At 70.0% G+C, this 15,281-nt stretch carries 15 protein-coding genes and 1 tRNA gene; 9 read left to right on the top strand and 7 right to left on the bottom strand.

Features of this window, described 5'->3' with window-relative positions; genetic code table 11:
* Position 1 precedes the first annotated feature (1 nt).
* Together GVL05_RS00515 and GVL05_RS00510 are read left to right on the top strand one after the other, a co-directional pair.
* On the top strand, positions 2 to 1,033 hold the full coding sequence (locus GVL05_RS00515; RefSeq protein WP_159570304.1) for an aldo/keto reductase: 1,032 nt from the start codon (positions 2 to 4) through the stop codon (positions 1,031 to 1,033).
* Between the two features lie 240 nt (positions 1,034 to 1,273).
* Complete coding sequence (locus GVL05_RS00510; protein ID WP_159570302.1) at positions 1,274 to 1,981, top strand: DUF3800 domain-containing protein; 708 nt, start codon at positions 1,274 to 1,276, stop codon at positions 1,979 to 1,981.
* A gap of 104 nt (positions 1,982 to 2,085) precedes the next feature.
* On the opposite strand, the gene GVL05_RS00505 is transcribed toward GVL05_RS00510, so the two are convergent.
* Positions 2,086 to 2,161, bottom strand: a tRNA-Thr gene (locus GVL05_RS00505).
* Positions 2,162 to 2,198: 37 nt separating this feature from the next.
* The gene (gene msrB, locus GVL05_RS00500; RefSeq protein WP_131846058.1) at positions 2,199 to 2,606 is read right to left on the bottom strand and encodes a peptide-methionine (R)-S-oxide reductase MsrB; all 408 of its coding nucleotides are present in this window, start codon (positions 2,604 to 2,606) and stop codon (positions 2,199 to 2,201) included.
* 65 nt (positions 2,607 to 2,671) lie between these two features.
* Here msrB and GVL05_RS00495 point away from each other — a divergent pair, with 65 nt between their 5' ends.
* The 7 genes from GVL05_RS00495 (at position 2,672) to GVL05_RS00465 (ending at position 8,728) form a co-directional block, all read left to right on the top strand.
* On the top strand, positions 2,672 to 3,145 hold the full coding sequence (locus GVL05_RS00495; protein WP_159570299.1) for a GNAT family N-acetyltransferase: 474 nt from the start codon (positions 2,672 to 2,674) through the stop codon (positions 3,143 to 3,145).
* Positions 3,145 to 4,224 (top strand): DUF2332 family protein, encoded by a 1,080-nt coding sequence (locus GVL05_RS00490; RefSeq protein ID WP_159570296.1) that lies wholly within the window; start codon positions 3,145 to 3,147, stop codon positions 4,222 to 4,224. Before GVL05_RS00495 ends, GVL05_RS00490 begins: the two co-directional genes overlap by 1 nt.
* Positions 4,225 to 4,320: 96 nt before the next feature.
* Positions 4,321 to 4,662, top strand: a complete 342-nt coding sequence (locus GVL05_RS00485; RefSeq protein WP_235035776.1) for a DUF3263 domain-containing protein — start codon at positions 4,321 to 4,323, stop codon at positions 4,660 to 4,662.
* Positions 4,659 to 5,264 carry a LytR C-terminal domain-containing protein gene (locus GVL05_RS00480; RefSeq protein ID WP_159570293.1) on the top strand — a complete coding sequence of 202 codons (606 nt, stop codon included), beginning with the start codon at positions 4,659 to 4,661 and terminating at the stop codon, positions 5,262 to 5,264. The genes GVL05_RS00485 and GVL05_RS00480 overlap by 4 nt, the downstream gene beginning before the upstream one ends.
* A 181-nt stretch (positions 5,265 to 5,445) precedes the next feature.
* Positions 5,446 to 5,649 carry a cold-shock protein gene (locus GVL05_RS00475; protein WP_111085222.1) on the top strand — a complete coding sequence of 68 codons (204 nt, stop codon included), beginning with the start codon at positions 5,446 to 5,448 and terminating at the stop codon, positions 5,647 to 5,649.
* Between the two features lie 261 nt (positions 5,650 to 5,910).
* Entirely contained in the window at positions 5,911 to 7,533 is a 1,623-nt protein-coding gene (gene groL / locus GVL05_RS00470) for a chaperonin GroEL (RefSeq protein ID WP_111085221.1), read from the top strand.
* A 298-nt stretch (positions 7,534 to 7,831) separates the two neighbouring features.
* Positions 7,832 to 8,728 (top strand): hypothetical protein, encoded by an 897-nt coding sequence (locus GVL05_RS00465; protein ID WP_159570290.1) that lies wholly within the window; start codon positions 7,832 to 7,834, stop codon positions 8,726 to 8,728.
* 125 nt (positions 8,729 to 8,853) lie between these two features.
* Here the strand turns inward: GVL05_RS00465 and GVL05_RS00460 are convergent, their stop codons facing one another.
* The 5 genes from GVL05_RS00460 to GVL05_RS00440 form a co-directional block, all read right to left on the bottom strand.
* The gene (locus GVL05_RS00460; protein ID WP_123671511.1) at positions 8,854 to 10,578 is read right to left on the bottom strand and encodes a cell wall metabolism sensor histidine kinase WalK; all 1,725 of its coding nucleotides are present in this window, start codon (positions 10,576 to 10,578) and stop codon (positions 8,854 to 8,856) included.
* A 66-nt stretch (positions 10,579 to 10,644) separates the two neighbouring features.
* On the bottom strand, positions 10,645 to 11,340 hold the full coding sequence (locus tag GVL05_RS00455; RefSeq protein ID WP_017888045.1) for a response regulator transcription factor: 696 nt from the start codon (positions 11,338 to 11,340) through the stop codon (positions 10,645 to 10,647).
* 51 nt (positions 11,341 to 11,391) lie between these two features.
* The gene (locus tag GVL05_RS00450) at positions 11,392 to 13,089 is read right to left on the bottom strand and encodes a DNA repair helicase XPB (protein ID WP_133938840.1); all 1,698 of its coding nucleotides are present in this window, start codon (positions 13,087 to 13,089) and stop codon (positions 11,392 to 11,394) included.
* 48 nt (positions 13,090 to 13,137) lie between these two features.
* Positions 13,138 to 14,901 carry a helicase-associated domain-containing protein gene (locus tag GVL05_RS00445; RefSeq protein ID WP_159570287.1) on the bottom strand — a complete coding sequence of 588 codons (1,764 nt, stop codon included), beginning with the start codon at positions 14,899 to 14,901 and terminating at the stop codon, positions 13,138 to 13,140.
* Positions 14,902 to 14,929: 28 nt separating this feature from the next.
* A complete protein-coding gene (locus tag GVL05_RS00440) occupies positions 14,930 to 15,229 on the bottom strand; it encodes a hypothetical protein (RefSeq protein ID WP_146249737.1) in 300 nt (99 codons plus the stop codon).
* Positions 15,230 to 15,281 lie beyond the last annotated feature (52 nt).

Here is a 15,281-nt window from a genome sequence, read left to right as displayed (position 1 = left end):
CATGGACTACAGACTCCTCGGCAACAGCGGGACATCGGTGTCGACGCTGACCCTCGGCACCATGACGTTCGGCAGCGAAGCCGACGAACCCACCTCCCACACCATCATCGACACGTTCGTCGCGGCCGGCGGCACCCTGATCGACACGGCCGACGTCTACTCGGGCAACGAGTCCGAGCGGATCATCGGCCGCTGGCTGGCGGCGCACCCCACCGAGGCGCAGCAGGTCGTCCTCGCCACCAAGGGCCGCTTCCCGCAGGGTGACGGACCGAACGACGTCGGCCTGTCGCGCCGGCACCTTCGAGTCGCCCTCGACGCCTCGCTCGAGCGCCTGGGCGTCGAGCACATCGACCTGTACCAGATGCACGCCTGGGACGCCCTGACGCCGATCGAGGAGACGCTCCGGTTCCTCGACGACGCGGTCTCCGCCGGCAAGATCGGCTCGTACGGCTTCTCGAACTACCTCGGCTACCAGATCACGAAGGCCGTGTACGAGGCGAAGGCGCACGGTTGGGCGCCGCCGGTCACCCTGCAGCCGCAGTACAACCTGCTCGTCCGCGACATCGAGCACGAGATCGTGCCCGCCAGCCTCGACGCCGGGATCGGCCTGCTGCCCTGGTCGCCCCTGGCCGGCGGCTGGCTGTCCGGCAAGTACCAGCGCGACGAAGCGCCCATCGGCTCCACCCGCCTCGGCGAGAACCCGGCACGCGGCATGGAGGCCTGGGAAGCGCGGAACGGTGACGAGCGCACCTGGGCCGTCCTCGACGCGGTGTCCGCCGTCGCCGACGCGCACGGCGCCTCGCGGTCGCAGGTCGCCCTCGCCTGGCTGCTCGCCCGGCCGGCGGTGACGAGCGTGATCCTCGGCGCCCGGACCGTGTCCCAGCTCGAGGACAACCTCGGTGCGGCCGACCTCGTGCTGACCGACGCGGAGCTCACGCAGCTCACCGACGCCAGCGCGCCGCGCATCGACGACTACCCGTACGGCACCGCGGGCGTCGCACAGCGGGGGCGCAAGATCACCGGCGGGCGCTGAAGACCCGTGCACGTTCGTGCGGATTCGCGCTGATGTGGGGTCCGGGTGTGGACGCACGGTTCGATGAGGTGTCATCCTCTTCGCACGACCGGCTGGTTACCGCGTCCAGCGCCCGGAACACTCCCTGATCCGTGTTCCACACGCGCCGATGCCCCGGGTGAGTGATCACCCGGGGCATCGCTTCGTGCTCGGCAGTGCGTCGCGATCCCCGCCGCGCATGGTGTACGGCAGTATTCCAGCGTGCTGCTCTGTTTCGTCGACGAATCGTTCAAACCGGACCTCTACGGGTTCGGCGCCGTGATGGCGGATGCCTCGCAGACCCGCTGGCTCACGCAACGCATGCACGAGATCGTCGCCGCGCTCCAGGAGTACGGCGTCGAGCCGCAGACGGAGCTCCACGCCCATCCGATCTTCCACGGAAAGGGAGCATGGAGCGGGGTGCCTCCGCGCGTGCGCGTGAAGGTGTTCCTCGACGTCGTCGAAGCCGTTGTTGCCTCCGGCGCGACCGTGTTGCTCCGCGGCGCTCGGCCGGAGCAACTCCGCCGTTACCAGGACACGCGTGGGTTCCGCGATCGGCACACTCCGGAGCAGGTTGCGTTCCAGCACCTGCTGCAACGGGTGGACAGGAGGGCCGGCGACCTGGAGATGCACGCCCTGGTCATCGCGGACGAACGGTCGGATCGGGACCGTCATCGTGAGCGCTTCGCGGTGTACCAGGCCTACGGGACCCCGGGAACGTACATGCAAACCCGGCTTGAACGGCTTCTCGACACGGTGCACTTCGCGCCGAGCCACTACTCGAGGATGCTGCAGGTCGCTGATCTCGTCGCGTTCGTCTGGGTGCGGTCCCAGACCGTCGACGAACGGGATCATCGTCAGGCGCGGGTCCTCTCCGCACTCGTCTCGGACATCGAGAGCTGCGCGTACAGCGCGGGGGTCTGGCCCTGACGAGTGCGGGGTGGAAGAAGCCCTGGACGCACGACAGCCCCGCTCGCGGCGGGGCTGAAGGCGGTGCGGGCGGCGAAGAGGTCGCGGCCTGCGAATCCAGTATATGGGGCCGGCAGCGGGACTTGAACCCGCAACCCCCGTATTACAAGTACGGTGCGCTACCAATTGCGCCATGCCGGCTGACGCCGCTCATCTTACCGGTGAGGGCGTCGGGGTCTCACTCGGCCGGCTTCTCCGAGAAGTTCAGCGAGATCGAGTTCATGCAGTATCGGTCGCCGGTGGGCGTGCCGAAGCCGTCGGGGAACACGTGGCCCAGGTGCGAACCGCAGTTCGCGCAACGGACCTCGGTGCGCACCATGCCGAGCGACTTGTCGTCGATCAGCTGCACGGCGTCGGGGTTCACCGACTCGTAGAACGACGGCCAGCCGCAGCCGGAGTCGAACTTCGTGCCGCTCTTGAACAGCTCTGCGTTGCAGGCCGCACAGGTGTAGACGCCGGCACGCTCCTCGTCGAGGAGTTCACCGGTCCACGGCCGTTCGGTCCCCGCCTGACGCAGGACGGCGTACTGGTCCGGGGAGAGGTCCTCGCGCCACTGGGCGTCGGACTTGTCGACGTTGTATGCCATTGTTTCCTCCTGCTTCCGGTCGGGTTCTTCCGGGCACTCCCGACCACTTCAGTAAACTCGCGACGATGTCCGAGCATTCCGTGCACCACGCCCGCTGGACCCGTCTGACGACGGACGAACTGTACGGCATCGTGGTGCTCCGGAACCGCGTCTTCGCACTCGAACAACGGGTGACGGCCGAGGACTTCGACGGCCGTGACCGCGAGCCCGAGACCGAGCACTGGTGGTTCGGTACGGACACCGAAGCGGTTGGGTACCTGCGCCTGATCCGACCGGCTGCGGACGAAGAACACCCGGCGGACGCACCGCCGCCGGCCTGGGTGATCGGCCGGGTCGCGACGCACCCCGACCACCGTGGGCACGGCATCGCCGGCCGGCTCGTCGCTGCCGTGCTCGCGGCCCACGGGCACGAACCCGTCGTCCTGCACGCCCAGGAGTACGTCGCTGCGCTCTACGAACGCCACGGCTTCGTCCGGTTCGGGACGCCCTACGACGAAGCCGGCATCCGGCACGTCGGCATGCACCGCCCGGGGCGCTGATGGACACCCTCGGCCGCTACGCCGCCTACGCCGACCGCATCGAGGCCGTGTCCCCGTCCTACGCCGCCTGGGCGCGGTCGCTCGACCCCGTGTTGGTCGCGCTCCTCGACGAGGTCGCCGAGCAGCAGCGGCAGCCGGAACTCTTCTTCGCGGTCGCGCGGCGGCTCGGCGCGGATCCGTCGGACCCCGGTGCGCTGCGCGCGATCGGTCGGGAGGCCCGCCCCGCCCTGGTCACGGCCCTCGCCTCCGCCACGGTGCAGGCCAACGACCCGCGGCGGCTCGGTCCCGTCGTCCCGCTGTTCGCCGCGCTCGCCGAGCGGGCCTCGCGGCCGCTCGGGTTGGTGGACGCAGGGGGCGCCGCCGGGCTCTGCTCGATCCCGGACCGGGTCACGCTCGACCACCGGACGTCGGAGTCCCGGGTGCCGGCGGATCGCGCCCCGGTGCTGTCGTCGCGCCCCGACTCCTCGGGGCGCGACGACCACGGCGGGGTGCGCACCGAGCTCGTCCGGATGCACACGGCGGTCGACGACCCGTCGATCCGGCTCGTCGTCGAGGCCTCGGGGACGGTGCCGGCTCCGGCCCGCGCGCCGATCCGCGTCGGTGCGAGGGTGCTGCTCGACCCGAACCCGATCGACCTCGCCGTACCGGGCGCGTTCGACCGTCTGGTCGAAGCGGTCCCACCAGAGGCCCTGGACCGGACCGCCCTGATGCGCGAGGCGGCGCGCGCGACGCTCGCCGTGCCTCCCGTGCGGATCCGGGGCACGCTGCCGGGCGATCTCGACCGTGCACTGGACGCCCTGCCGGACGACGTGGAGCCGGTCGTGCTGACCACCGGCACCCTGGTCTACGTGCCGGGTGCCGAGCGCCAGCGGTTCGTGGACCGCGTCCGTGAACGCGGCGTGCACTGGATCGCGCTCGAACGCACCGGGATCCTGCGCGGTGTGGCGGCGACGCTGCCCGACGACGTCGACGCGGCGGATCCGGACGCCTTCGCCACGGCCTCGATCGACGGCACCGCGGTCGCCGTCTCGGAGCCGTTCGGCACGCGTGTGCGCTGGTTCCGCGACCTGAACCTGTGACCGGTGTTCGCGACAGTCCAGCGCCGTGCCAGGGTCCGGATGCTCTCCGCCCCTACGATGTGCGAGACCCGTTACCCGACCGTGATCGGAACCGCCGTGACCAGCCCCACCGACGAGCACCGTGCTGACGAGCACCGCGCTGACCAGCACCGCGCTGACCAGCTCAGTGAGCTCGCGCAGCGTGTGCTGTCGTTCGAGCATGACCGGGCACGGCACGACCGCACGAAGGAAGCGGAGATCCGGGTCGAGTTCGAGATGTCGGCGGCGCGCTACTACCAGGTGCTGAACCGCGTGATCGACTCGCCCGCGGCACTCGCGTACGACCCGCAGCTCGTCACCAGGCTGCAGCGGCTCCGGCACACGCGCACCAGCGCCCGGGCGACGCGCAGCTTCGTCGCGCCCGGTGCCGCTCCCGAAGGACGTGAAGAGGAACGATGAGCACCAGATTCCCCCGTGACCGGTTCGACGACGTCGCCGACGGCCCTCGGGTCGGCGCACACCGCGGTGCCCAGCGCCGCGGCCGTGGCTGGATCGCGTTCGCCTGGGCGGCACTCGCCACCGGTGTGCTCGTCGGCATCGGCGTGCTCGTCCTCGCGCTCCTGAACGGCAGCTACTCGTTCAGCGGCTCGGACTCGCCCTCGGCGTCGACGAGCTCGTCGGCCACGTCGAAGCCGTCCGCGTCCGCCACCTCGAAGCCCTCGACGTCGTCGTCGGCCGGGTCGGGTGCCGACTCCGGAGCCGCTGCCGCGACGCCGGCACAGCAGGGCACGACCACCGTCGTCGTCCTGAACGGCACGACGACCACCGGCCTCGCCGCCCGCGCCAGCGCCACGCTGACCGGTGCCGGCTGGCAGGTCGCCTCGACCGGGGACGCCGGCACGACCGGGTCGACCTCGACCGTCGTGTACTACCAGCAGGCCGCACAGGCGGCGGTCGCGCAGGGCATCGCGAAGCAGCTCGGGGTCACAGCCGTGCAGCAGTCGGCAGCGTTCCCGAACGCCGACGTGAGCGTCGTGCTCGGGGCCGACTACACCGGCTGATCCGCATTCCGCGGGCGCTTTCCACCCGCATTTGTGACGGTCGTGTTTCGGGCACGTTGATTTCTGACGGAATCGACGTGAAACAACGTCACACCTCTTGCCTGATCGGCGCGCTTCGAGCAGAGTCCCTTGCAGACGACGAACACGTCGTTCGCACAGCAGTACCAGGGAGCAAGAGATCATGGCCAACGGAACCGTGAAGTGGTTCAACGCTGAAAAGGGCTTCGGCTTCATCACCGTCGATGGAGGAGGCCAGGACGTGTTCGTGCACTACTCGGCCATCGACATGTCGGGTTACAAGGTCCTCGAGGAGGGCCAGGCAGTGGTGTTCGACGTCGGCACCGGGTCGAAGGGCCCGCAGGCGGAGGCAGTCCGACCGGCCTGAACGCACGACACTCATCGCGAACGCGCCGTCCCGTCAGGGGCGGCGCGTTCGTCGTGCGTGGCCCGCGCTGCATGACGTGCGTGGCGGGCGGTCCGCGGCAGTGGTCTGGGTGCGCTGTTGGCGGGGCGTGTCCTGGGAAGACGTGACGAGCCTCCCGATCGTGTTGCACTCGCACCGGTCGAGTGCCAGAATCGGCGTTGGCACTCGCTCACGTTGAGTGCCAGCACGACCCCACGACGTCCGGGAGGGACGAGAACTCACATGGCTAAGATCATTGCTTTCGACGAGGAGGCCCGCCGTGGCCTCGAGCGCGGCCTGAACCAGCTGGCCGACGCCGTGAAGGTGACGCTCGGCCCGCGCGGCCGCAACGTCGTCCTCGAGAAGAAGTGGGGCGCCCCCACGATCACGAACGACGGTGTCTCCATCGCCAAGGAGATCGAGCTCGACGACCCGTACGAGAAGATCGGTGCGGAGCTCGTCAAGGAGGTCGCCAAGAAGACCGACGACGTCGCCGGTGACGGTACGACCACCGCGACCGTCCTCGCCCAGGCACTCGTCCGCGAGGGCCTGCGCAACGTCGCAGCCGGCGCCGACCCCGTGTCGCTCAAGCGCGGCATCGAGAAGGCCGTCTCCGCCGTCTCCGACCAGCTCCTCGCCAACGCGAAGGACATCGAGACCAAGGACCAGATCGCCGCGACCGCGTCGATCTCGGCTGCCGACCCGACCATCGGCGCGCTCATCGCCGAGGCCATCGACAAGGTCGGCAAGGAAGGTGTCGTCACCGTCGAGGAGTCGAACACCTTCGGCACCGAGCTCGAGCTGACCGAGGGCATGCGCTTCGACAAGGGCTACCTGTCGCAGTACTTCGTCACCGACCCCGAGCGTCAGGAAGCCGTCTTCGAGGACGCCTACATCCTGATCGTCAACTCGAAGATCTCGAACATCAAGGACCTCCTGCCGGTCGTCGACAAGGTGATCCAGGCAGGCAAGCAGCTCCTGATCATCGCCGAGGACGTCGACGGCGAGGCCCTGGCCACGCTCGTCGTGAACAAGATCCGCGGCATCTTCAAGTCCGTCGCCGTCAAGGCCCCGGGCTTCGGTGACCGCCGCAAGGCCATGCTGCAGGACATCGCGATCCTGACCGGTGGCCAGGTCATCTCGGAAGAGGTCGGCCTCAAGCTCGAGAACGCGACGCTCGACCTGCTCGGTCGTGCCCGCAAGGTCGTCATCACCAAGGACGAGACCACGATCGTCGAGGGTGCCGGCGACGCCGAGCAGATCGCCGGCCGTGTCCGTCAGATCCGCGCCGAGATCGACGCGACCGACTCCGACTACGACCGCGAGAAGCTCCAGGAGCGCCTCGCGAAGCTCGCCGGTGGCGTCGCCGTCATCAAGGCGGGTGCCGCGACCGAGGTCGAGCTCAAGGAGCGCAAGCACCGCATCGAGGACGCCGTCCGCAACGCGAAGGCTGCCGTCGAAGAGGGCATCGTCGCCGGTGGTGGCGTCGCCCTCATCCAGGCCGGCAAGGTCGCGCTCGACGCACTCACCCTCGAGGGTGACGAGGCGACCGGTGCGAACATCGTCCGCGTCGCCATCGACGCACCGCTCAAGCAGATCGCGCTGAACGCCGGTCTCGAGCCGGGTGTCGTGGCCGCCAAGGTCCGCGAGCTCGAAGCAGGTTGGGGCCTCAACGCCGCGACCGGCGAGTACGTCGACCTCATCGCCGCGGGCATCATCGACCCGGCCAAGGTCACGCGCTCGGCGCTGCAGAACGCTGCGTCGATCGCTGGTCTGTTCCTGACGACCGAGGTCGTCGTCGCCGACAAGCCCGAGCGTGCCGCGGCCGCTCCGGCCGGCGACCCGACTGGTGGCATGGACTTCTAAGGAGTCCTGTTCGAAGGGCCCCGCACGCTGCGCGTGCGGGGCCCTTCCGCGTGCGGGGAAGGCTTGCGGGGCGCGCCGCTCAGGTTCGCCGAGCGGTCACCAGACGTCGGCAGCGCGAGCGCGTACCGACAGCAGTCGACCGGTCGCCGACGTGCGAACGGGGTGTTCTGGCCGTTGGTGGACACGCGTGCCGGCTCGGGCGGCGCCCAGTCCTGCACAGGAGGCCCGGCTCGCCTCCTCTTCCACAGTCCGGTCCGCCCGTGCCTCACGTCCCCTTCCAGCGGCTCAAGCTGGCCAGATGCCGACGCCGCGCCGCCTGCCCCGAGCCCTCGAAGTCCGCACCTTCACGGTGGCCGAGGCCGTGGGGAAGGGTGTGCATCCCGAGCGGCTCCGCCGGAGTGACCTCGTCGCGCCGGTCCGAGGTGTTCGCGCGCCGGCAGGGTCGGCGGACTTCTTCGAGGCCGTCGCGCAGGTGATGCGCCCTGATCAGTACTTCAGCCACACCACGGCCGCTCGGCTCTGGGGTGCGCCGCTTCCCGCGTCGATGCGGTCCGAGACGGCCGTCCACGTGACGACGGTTGAGAACGGGGTGCGGATGCGCCGTCCGAACGTCGTCGGGCACCGACGGGCAGAGCCCGAGGTGGTGGAGCACAGGGGCCACCGGGTCAGTGCCCCGTCCGCGATGTGGTTCGAGTGTGCTGCGAGTCTCGACGTCCCCGCGCTCGTTGCGGTCGGTGATCACCTGGTCGGCCGATCCGGATTGGCGACGATCGACGACCTCCGGGCGGCGGTGTTGCCGGGCAGCCGCTACGTCCGCCGGGCGCGGAGCGCGCTTGACCGGATCCGCGTGGGGGCAGAGTCCGCGATGGAGACCTGGCTCCGGCTCGCTGTCGAGGACGCAGGGTTCCCGGAGCCGGAACTCAACCTGGACGTGCACGACCCGAGCGGGCTGTTCCTTGGTCGCGTCGACCTCGTCTGGCCGGCGCTCCGGATCGGTCTCGAGTACGACGGCGACCACCACCGGGAGCGCGACGCGTTCCGTCACGACCAGCGACGCGACAACGGATTCGTGGTGAACGACTGGCTCATCATCCACGCGACGGCTGCCGACGCGGGGCGGCCAGCGGTGCTGTTGGAGCGGCTTCGCCAGGCCTTCGAGGCGCGGACGGTCACGATCCGTCTCCGCCGGACGTGAACTCCCGGCAGTCCGGCGCCACAGAGTGGTCGCAACGTGCTGTCGGGTGCACGTCGAGTTGGTCAGGGCTCGTCGCACGGACAGTTGCGGGGCGACGGTTCGTGACCAGTCGGCAAGCGCCCGCGTCAGGCGGCGTAGTCGCGGGGGAGCAAGGGCAGCCAGACGCGGAAGGTCGCGCCGCCGCCCTCGGTGTCGAAGACCTCGACCGAGCCGTGGTGCGCCGCGACGATGCCCGACACGATCGCGAGCCCGAGGCCCGAACCACCGGTGTCCCGCGCACGCGAGGTGTCGGCACGCCAGAACCGCTGGAAGATCTTGTCGCGCAGCTGCGCCGGGATCCCCTCACCGTGGTCGATGACGTCGATGTGGGCCATGCCGCGGTCGTCGTCCACCCCGACGCCGATCTCGATCGGGTCGTCGTGCTCGGTGAACCGCATGGCGTTGCCCATCAGGTTCGTGACGATCTGGCGGATCTTGTTCTCCTCCGCCAGCACGATCGGGGGACGCTGGGGCATGACGACCGTCGGCAGCGGCGTCGTCTCGTCGGTGGGGGCGGCACCGGCTTCGATGTCCATCGCCCGGGTCCGCCGAGCACGCAGTCGCGCGATCGTCTGCCGCGAGAACGCGATGGGACCCGTGGTGTTCGCCGACGTGGGCGATGCCGGGGGGACCTCGCCCGTGTCGGACAAGGAGCCCGACGAGTCCGACGACCCCGACGAGAGCGAGGACGACGACGCGGGCGGCCGCACTGCCTGGGGGACGCTCTCGCCCGTCATGGCGTCCTCGACCAGGACCTGGATCTCGCGATCCGGGTTGGACGCCATGGTGTCGAGCGCCGAGTCACGGGCGATCGCGACGAGGTCGACCGGGCCGAGCTCGAGCGGCTTGGACTCGTCGATGCGGGCGAGCTGGAGCAGGTCCTGCACGAGCAGGCCCATCCGCTTCGCCTCTTTCTCGATGCGCTCCATCGCCTGGGCGACGTCTTCTTCCTTGCGCAGGGCGCCCATCCGGTACAGCTCGGCGTACCCGCGCAGGGACACCAGCGGGGTGCGGAGTTCGTGCGAGGCGTCGCCGACGAACCGCCGCATCTGGTCGATGGTGCGCTGGCGGTCCTCGAACGCGGTGTCGATGCGCTCGAGCATGACGTTCAGGGAGCGGTTCAGTCGCCCGACCTCGGTGTTCGGCGTGTCGGCCTCGAGGCGCTGGTTGAAGTCACCGGCGGCGAAGCGTGCGGCGGTGTCCTCGACGTCGCGCAACGGGTCGAACGTGGCGGTGACGAGCAGCCGTGTGAGCATGGCGCCGAGCAGGATCACCGAGATGCCGAAGCCGAGGAAGATGACGGTGAACCGGGCGATGGTCTGGTCGGTGTCGGCGCTCGACACCGCGACGAGCACGAAGCCCGTCTCGGTGGAGCCGCTCGTCTGGTTCTGCAGTGAGGCCGGGATGACCTGGGCACGCCACTCGTGGTTGTGCTGGCTGTCGTAGAGCGAGAAGCGCGCACCGTTCTGCGCCGCTGCGGAGAAGTCCAGTTCGCGGATGTCCGGGCGGCTCGATGCCTTCGTCTGGCAGATCTGGTCGCCGTCGGCGTCGTACGCGGCCACGTAGGCGCTCTGCGACAGCACGACCGACAGCTTGCAGTACTGCTCGCCGTCGCTGATGTTCTGGCCCTCGAGCTGCTCCGTGGTGCCCTTGACGTTGTTGTCGAGCTGCGCCATCAGGTACGTCGACAGGACGGTCATCGTGCCGAGTCCGGCCACAAGCAGGCCGAGCGCCACCAGGAGTACCGTGATCCCGGTGATCTTGGTGCGCAGGGAGATCCCGTCCCACCAGCGGCTCATTCGCGTGTGCATGCTGCCCCAACGATAGACAGCGGCCGCCCGGTGAAACCGGACGACCGCCGTGAAGAACGAAACGGGCTACGAGGCCTTGGACGCCTTGAGCATGTACCCGAAGCCGCGCTTGGTCTGGATGATCGGCTCGGCCGAGTACTGGTCGAGCTTGCGACGCAGGTACGAGATGTAGCTCTCGACGATGCCGGCGTCGCCGTTGAAGTCGTACTCCCAGACGTGGTCGAGGATCTGCGCCTTCGACAGCACGCGGTTCGGGTTGAGCATCAGGTAGCGGAGCAGCTTGAACTCGGTGGGGGAGAGCTCGATCTGCGCGTCACCGATCGTGACCTCGTGCGTGTCCTGGTCCATGGTGAGCTCGCCGGCGCGGATGATCGCGTCTTCCTCGTCGTTCATGGTGCGACGGAGGATGGCCTTGATGCGAGCGACGATCTCGTCGAGCGAGAACGGCTTGGTGACGTAGTCGTCGCCGCCGACGGTGAGGCCGGTGATCTTGTCCTCGGTGTCGTCCTTCGCGGTGAGGAACAGGATCGGCGAGGTGTACCCGGACGACCGCAGGCGCTTGGTGACGCCGAAGCCGTTCATGTCGGGGAGCATCACGTCGAGGATGATCAGGTCGGGTTCTTCCTCGAGCACGGCCGAGATCGCCTGTGCGCCGTTGCCGACGGCACGCACGGCGAACCCGGCGAAGCGCAACGAGGTCGTCAGGAGGTCGCGGATGTTCGGCTCGTCGTCGACGATCAGGATCTTGGGGCCATCGCTCATGGTCCTATCTTCTGACCGTTCCCTAATGGTTTCCTGAGAGCGGTGCGTACGTCAGCCCACGGGCGCCTGGACCTGGTCGGCATCCAGGATCGTGTAGGAGTACCCCTGCTCGGCGAGGAACCGCTGCCGGTTCTGCGCGAAGTCCTGGTCGACGGTGTCCCGCGCCACGAGCGTGTAGAACGACGCGGGCAGGCCGTCCTTGTTCGGGCGGAGCAGTCGACCGAGGCGCTGCGCTTCTTCTTGCCGTGACCCGAACGACCCGGAGACCTGGATCGCGACGGTGGCGTCGGGCAGGTCGATGGAGAAGTTCGCGACCTTCGACACGACGAGCACGTCCACCTCGCCGGCTCGGAACGCGTCGTACAGCCGCTCGCGCTCGTCGACGGGCGTCGCACCCGTGATCTCGGCGGCGTCGAGGGACGAGGCCAGTGCGTCGAGCTGGTCGATGTACTGCCCGATCACCAGGATCTGCTCGCCGCGGTGCTTCTCGATGAGCTCGCGGACGACCGGGGTCTTCGCGGGCGAGGTGGCAGCGAGCCGGTACCGTTCGTCGTCGCTCGAGGCCGCGTACTCCAGGCGTTCCTGGTGCGGCAGGTCGATGCGCACCTCGTAGCACTCGGCCGGGGAGATGTAGCCCTGGGCCTCGATCTCCTTCCACGGGGCGTCGTAGCGCTTCGGGCCGATGAGCGAGAACACGTCGCCCTCGCGGCCGTCCTCGCGCACGAGCGTCGCGGTCAGGCCCAGGCGTCGGCGGGCCTGCAGGTCGGCGGTCAGCTTGAACACCGGGGCCGGCAGCAGGTGGACCTCGTCGTAGACGATGAGGCCCCAGTCGAGGGCGTCGAGCAGGGACAGGTGCGTGTACTCGCCCTTCCGACGGGCGGTCAGGATCTGGTAGGTCGCGATCGTGACCGGCCGGATCTCCTTGACGCTGCCCGAGTACTCGCCGATGTCCTCGGCCTTCAGGGTCGTGCGCTTGAGGAGCTCGCTGCGCCACTGCCGTGCGGACACGGTGTTCGTCACGAGGATGAGCGTGGTCGCCTTGACGGTCGCCATCGCCCCGGCACCGACCAGGGTCTTGCCGGCGCCACAGGGCAGCACGACGACTCCGGACCCCTGCGCGAAGAAGGTGTCGACGGCCTGCTCCTGGTACGGGCGCATGTGCCACTCGGCCGTGTCGAGGTCGATCGGGTGCGGCTGCCCGGGGGTGTAGCCCGCCAGGTCCTCGGCCGGCCAGCCGAGCTTCACGAGTTCCTGCTTGATCTGCCCGCGTGCCCACGGCTGCAGCTCGACCTCGGAAGGCGTCCGCATGTCGCCGAGCAGTGGCTTGATCCGCTTCGACCGGATGACCTCGGCCAGTACGGACGGGTCCTCGGCGGTCAGGAGCAGGACGGGCAGGCGCTCGAGTTCCTCGGTGGGGGAGTTCGCGATGACCGGGGCGTCCTCGCGTTCCTCACGCCGGATGACGAGTCGGCCGTAGCGGGACACCGTGTCGCGGATGTCCACGGTGACGCTCTGCGGTACCGGGAACTTGGCGAAGCGCTCGAGGGTGGCGATCATCGCCTCGGCGTCGTGTCCGGCGGCCCGTGCGTTCCACAGGCCGAGGCGGGTGATGCGGTAGGTGTGCACGTGCTCGGGGGCGCGTTCGAGTTCGGCGAAGGCCGCGAGCTCGTGGCGTGCGTCCTCGGCGTCGGGGTGTGCGACCTCGAGGAGCACGGTGCGGTCGCTCTGCACGATCAGCGGTCCGTTCATGACCTGCCAGCCTAGCCGTCGTCACCTGCGTTCGGGTGACCGTGCACCTCAGGCGTCGCTCTCGACCGCCACGACGAGCGACAGCGGCAGCGTGCGCTCGACGTCGACGCTGGTGTCGCGCCCTCGGACGCGTCCGGCGGCGACCGAGGTCGGGATGATCGAGAACGGCCGTTCGGAGCCGTCCGGCATCCGCACCGTCAGCCGGATCGGTGTGCGACCGCGCACGGCCAGGTCGATCTGCCGCCCGAGCCACTCCTGCTCGGGTTCCGCATCGCCACGCTGGGTGGTCAGGCGGAGCCGTTCCACGAGTGCGTGCGCCGCCTGCTCCGGCGAGCGTCCGGTGGGGCTGCGCCGACCGGGAGGCCCGTGGTGCGTCTCGGGGCGGGCGCCGGTCGCGAGCACGGCCGGGTAGCGCTGGTCCTCGAGCGCGGTGTGCACGACGTGCGCCGGGTAGCGGGTGGTGAGCGTCGTCAGGTCGCTGCGCTCCCACGCCATCTGCCGGAGTTCGGCGTCGACACCGATCAGGTCGAGCTGGTCCGCGGTGCCGCGGACGACGGTGCCGACCCCGCCCTCGCCGCGGTCGACGACGATGCTGCCGTCGCGTCCGGCGACCTGGTCGACCAGGTAGGCGAGGGGCTGCGGGACGCCGGTCGACGACAGTCGGGTGAGCAGCGCCAGGACGTCGTCGCGGGAGTGCCCGGCACGGAACGCCGTGCGCAGGGTGTCCTCGGAGATGCGGTAGCGGGCGGCCAGACCGGGTGCCTCGAGCACGGCGACCGTGCGCAGGGCGGCGTCGTCGACCGGGGCGAGGGGCCCGGGGGCGATCACCGTCAGGTCGTGCTGCAGGTACACCTGGCTGACGGTGCCGGGCAGGTCGTCCGCTGCGGGCCTGGCGTCACCGTCCAGCAACGCGCGGCCGGTGCTCGTGACGATGCCGTCGACCGCGAGTCCGAGCGACGCGGCGGTGCCGGCCGCCTCGAGCAGCACGGCGTCGAGCCAGCGGGAGCCCGCCGGGTACGCCCAGCGGCCGAGTGCCACGAGGTCGCGCAGGTCGTCGTCGGCGAGTGCGAGGACCTCGTGCACCGCGGGGCCGAGGGTGTCCGCCCAGGCCGACACGAGCGTCGCCCAGCGGTCCGGCCAGCCGGCGACGAGCCAGTCCTGTCCGGCGTCGGTGACCGTCCACCGGCCGGAGCCCGGGTCGGCGAACCCGACCCGGTCGAGCAGTGCGAGGCGGCCGGGCACGACGTCGGCGTCGGTGCCGATGCGCTCGGCCAGGGTCTTCGCGAGCGGCGTGCCGATGCCGCCCTTGACGAGTTCGCGGACGGTGCCGGCGTCCACCGCACGCAGCAGCTCGGCGAGCACGGTCATGCTCGAGAACGCCTGCTCCGCGCCGGTGGTGCGCGCGCGGTCCTGGCCGGCCACGTCGTCGGCGTGGGCGGCGCGGTCGGGGCGATCCGGGCCTCCCGTCGATCGCAGTGCCACGAGGTCGGGGTGGGCGGCCACGCGTGCGGCGACCGCGTCGTCGACGGCGCCGTCCTCGTCCGCCAGGCCGAGCGTGATCGCCGGACCGAGGCGGTCGGCGTCACCGCCGTCGCGGAGCGCCAGGATCGTGGCGCGGGGCAGGTGCTCGACGGCGGCGTCGACCGCGTCGTCGGTGCGGAGCGCCTCGGCCAGGTCGAAGAAGTCGGTGATCCGTTGCGGACCGGTCTCGCCGAGGGCGGCCGGGGGCAGGCTCCGCGCAGCGACGAGTCGTTCGAGGGAGTCGTCCGGCAACGCCCGGAGTCGGGCGGCCAGGTCGGCGGTGGTCGTCATCGTCCGGTGCCAGCGTCCGGGGCGGACGTCAGCGAGCCGTCCGGTTGGCTCGTGCGCGGCGCGTCCAGGTGATGCCGAGGAGGGCGAAGACCAGGACCATGGCGATCGGGAAGCCGTAGAGCGGTATGGCCATGACCACCGGCCACGGCATCGTGCCCCGGGCGGCCGGAGCGGTGAGCCACATGATGATCATCGCGACGAAGCAGAGCAGGCCGAGGATGATGATCCCACCGATCATGAACGCCAGAGCGCGTTCGGTACGATTGAACGTCACCGGGGGTTCTGCGGAATCCTGCGGGTTCCCGGTTGATCGGGTCGGATTGGCCATCGACCCAGGATATCCGACGCACCACGGCCGTACCACGACCTCGAGGAGTCCA

Origin of the sequence: Curtobacterium sp. 18060, from assembly GCF_902706105.1 — a bacterium.
Lineage (GTDB): Bacteria > Actinomycetota > Actinomycetes > Actinomycetales > Microbacteriaceae > Curtobacterium.
This window is presented reverse-complemented; position numbering and strand designations above follow the sequence as displayed.